Genomic DNA, 3289 nt, shown 5'->3' with positions numbered 1-3289 from the left:
AGCTGGTCGTCGAGGTCGTTGCGGTCGGTGAGCACGACCACCGTCGGGTTTTCCATCGCCGGTTCACGGACGATGCGGCCGGCGTAAAAGACCATCGTCAGGCTCTTGCCGGAGCCCTGCGTGTGCCAGACCACGCCGATGCGCCGGTCGCCAGGCTTGCCGCCGGGTTTGCGGCCGGCCTCGTAGCGCCCTTGTTCCGCCTGTGCCTGATGGTAGCCGCGCTGCAACTGCGCCGCCCGCAGCGTTTCCGCCACCGCCACCTGCACGGCGTGGAACTGGTGGTAGCCCGCCATCTTCTTGGCCAGGCGGCCCCCGCCTTCGTCCTCGAAAACCACGAAGTCCCGCACCAGATCGAGGAAGCGCCGCTTGGCGAAAAGCCCCTCGATGACCACCTGCAACTGCGGCATCGCGTCGGGCGCGAGCGTGTCGCCGGCGATCGTCCGCCAGGGCTTGAACCACTCCCGCCCGGCGCCCAGCGCGCCGACCCGCGCCTCGACGCCGTCGGAGACGACCAGCACCGCATTCGGCGCGAACAGCGAGGGGATCTCGGCCTGGTAGGTCTGGAGCTGCTGAAACGCCGTCCAGATGGTCGCGTCCTCGTCCGCCGGGTTCTTGAGCTCGATGACCGCGAGCGGCAACCCATTGACGAACAGCACCAAGTCTGGGCGACGGCTGTGGCGGCTCTCGACGACAGCAAACTGGTTGACCGCCAGCCAGTCGTTGTTGTGAGCATCGTCGAAGTCAATCACCCGCGCCTGCGCCCCGCGGATGGTGCCGTCCGCGGTTCGGTACTCGACGGTCACGCCGTCCACCAGGAGCCGGTGCAGCGCGCGGTTGCGCTGCATCAGGTCCGCGCCCTCGGGGCGCGTGAGCTTGCGGAACGCGTCCTCCAGCGCCCCGGGCGGAAGTTCCGGATTGAGCCGTGCGAGCGCATCGCGCAGCCGCTCGGACAGCACCACCTCGCCGTAGCTTTCCCTCTCCCTCTGGGAGAGGGGCAGGGTGAGGGTATCGCCGCCAGGCGATATGTCCGGCCCGTGGACCACCTGCCAGCCGGCGGCTTCCAGCCAGCCGAGGGCGGCTCCCTCGACGACGGATTCGGTGAAGGTGCTACTTCTCACGCTGCGAGCTCCTCTCGCACGTTGTCGCGCTGGCTCCAGGCAATGGGTTTCACTTCGTAGTTTCTCAGTGCGTCGACCACCCCTTGTGGAACAGGTTGTTCCCCGTCGTTGAGCAATGCGTAGGCGCGCGAGTCGGGCGGGCGTACTTCTTTCGTGTCGATCCAAGCCAGCACTACAGACTGTGCAGTATCACGGTTAGGCCGATTGATCGTCTGAATGATGCGCTCAGGTTGTCGTCGCGATTTCGGAATGACAAAATCGAACAAATGATCGTAACCCGTCTTCCCCGTGAACTTGACCTTCGGCGTGTAGCGGATCTCGTGCAGATCAAGCCATGCAACCACGTCCTCATAGAACAGACTGGCGACAGTCGGTTGCGCTAGATAGAACATGTCGTTGACGGCCAGAATCGCTTGAAGAAGGTTGTGCTTTCGCAGCGCGAAATTCTCCGGCGATGCGTGGACCTGTAATGCCTTATCTTCCAGCCGGACACCAAAACCATTCAAAGTCATGCGGAGCAGCTCTTGGCGTTTCTGACTTTCCAGCTTGCAGCCGCTTTGTTCCAAGTCTTGGATCGTGTACCCGTCGTCGGTGAGTACATAACCGCCGTTGGCTCTCTTGGCGTAAATCTGCACGTAGTCATTGTGACGGTCGAGGTAGGGCGTCGTGATCTCCACCCAATCATCGACCTGACGTAACGCGGTCTTGTCCTTTAGCCAGGCGTGATAGGTGTCAAGCAACCGCTGGATGTCTTGGATCATGTGAACAAGTCCCGTTCGATGTGCGGCGGCTGCGCGACGTTGCAATACCGCAGAAAGTCTTCGAGCGTTTGCCATACATCGCGTGTATCCCGGAATAGGCCAGGAGGCACGGCCATCGCCCACTTGTCGCCGTAACCCTCGCGGTAAAGGTGAAGGTGCGGTGCCGGAACCTCGGTGTCGTCTGGGTTGCGATGTGGGGGGCCGGCCAGATCCAGCCGCACCAGCACAATGACCTGGCGGCCGCGATTCTGCATTTTGACCTTCAGCAGATCGATGCGACCGCGACTCAGGTCGAGCAGGAAATGTTCTCGCTTGTCAGGTGACTGGAGCGGTACGGTCAGCGACTCACCTTCCCTCGGAAAGTCGTACCGATCGTTTGTTGCACGATGCTTTTCCATCGCAATCAACGCATCGGCTTCCGCTTGGGTAAGTGCAATGTCGGCCATCAGACCACCCTCCCGATGAAGTTCTCCGCATCCTTCACCCGCAGCTCGCCGGAGATCAGCTTCGGCAGCAGCGCGCCGCGCAGGGCGGCCAGGGTGCGGGATTCGTGAATGCCCGCAATGATGCGGTCAATGGACGGCTGCAACCTTTCCGTGAAAGCGCGCGCAACAGCCTGCGGTGGCAGCGCGATCGTGTAGCGCGCCATCTCGGCCCAACTGGTCCGCGGCATTTTCGTTCCGGTCGAGCCCGCGTTCGTGTGCTCGACGAACGCCACACTCGACACATGGCCGAGCACGAAACCACGCCACACCGCACTCTTCGGAGCTACCACGACGATATCCGTTGAGCACACGCCATCCACTGGCGCGACGCCGACCTTATGGAAGTACGGGCGGAGCTTTCCGAAGAGGATTTCGCCTTTCTTGAACTCGAACTTGTTGCTTTCGAGGCCGTCTGCGACGCCCCAATCGTAGAGTGCGATGCACCGCTTCGGCATGTGCTCCAAAGCGATGTACGGCGTATCCGGCTCGATACTGTTCGGTTGCACGCCCCGGCGCGGATGATCCGCAACGTCGCCGAGCGTCCCCACCCCCCACCCCTCCGGAATCTCGCCGAGTTCGGAATTCACGAGGCGGTCGGGGAAGAGGTCGTAGAGGTGGGCGGGGAGGCCGGGGAGGGACTCGCCGCGGCGCCAGCGGCCCTCCGTCTTGGCGCGCACGGGCTCGAAGTCCACGAACCATGCCTTGAACAGCGCCCGCGCCATCGCCTCCAGCGTCTCGCTCATCCGCCGGTTCAGCTCGATCTTGTCGTCCAGCGTGCCGAGGATGTGGGCGATGGCGCGTTGTTCGGCTGGTTCGGGAACCGCAGTGGGGATGCGATTGAGGATGTCCTGATTCAGCAGTGGCTGGCCTGAACCTGCACGCCAGTTGTTCAGGTTGAGCGTTCCCAGCAAGTAGAAGAGGAATC

4 protein-coding genes are annotated in these 3289 nt (G+C 62.8%); all 4 read right to left on the bottom strand.

Features of this window, described 5'->3' with window-relative positions:
- A partial coding sequence (locus tag VNM24_12215) for a type I restriction endonuclease (protein ID HWQ39351.1) occupies positions 1–1118 on the bottom strand: 1118 nt, incomplete at its 3' end.
- Positions 1115–1879, bottom strand: coding sequence for a DUF1829 domain-containing protein (locus VNM24_12210; GenBank protein HWQ39350.1), 765 nt, complete (start codon positions 1877–1879; stop codon positions 1115–1117). The genes VNM24_12215 and VNM24_12210, both read right to left, overlap by 4 nt.
- Positions 1876–2325 (bottom strand): hypothetical protein, encoded by a 450-nt coding sequence (locus tag VNM24_12205; GenBank protein HWQ39349.1) that lies wholly within the window; start codon positions 2323–2325, stop codon positions 1876–1878. The genes VNM24_12210 and VNM24_12205 overlap by 4 nt, the downstream gene beginning before the upstream one ends.
- Positions 2325–3289, bottom strand: a 965-nt coding sequence (locus VNM24_12200; protein ID HWQ39348.1) for a restriction endonuclease subunit S, incomplete at its 5' end; no start/stop codon positions are given. The genes VNM24_12200 and VNM24_12205, both read right to left, overlap by 1 nt.

It is taken from the genome of Burkholderiales bacterium (assembly GCA_035560005.1).
Classification (GTDB): Bacteria; Pseudomonadota; Gammaproteobacteria; order Burkholderiales; family Eutrophovitaceae; genus DASRFY01.
Note: the sequence above shows the minus strand (reverse complement) of the source record. Positions and strands in the feature narration are given on the sequence as shown.

Coding starts and splice junctions, on each gene's coding strand:
- VNM24_12205 (HWQ39349.1), bottom strand. CDS start 2,325: ATGGCCGACATTGCACTTACCCAAGCGGAAGCCGATGCGTTGATTGCG.
- VNM24_12210 (HWQ39350.1), bottom strand. CDS start 1,879: ATGATCCAAGACATCCAGCGGTTGCTTGACACCTATCACGCCTGGCTA.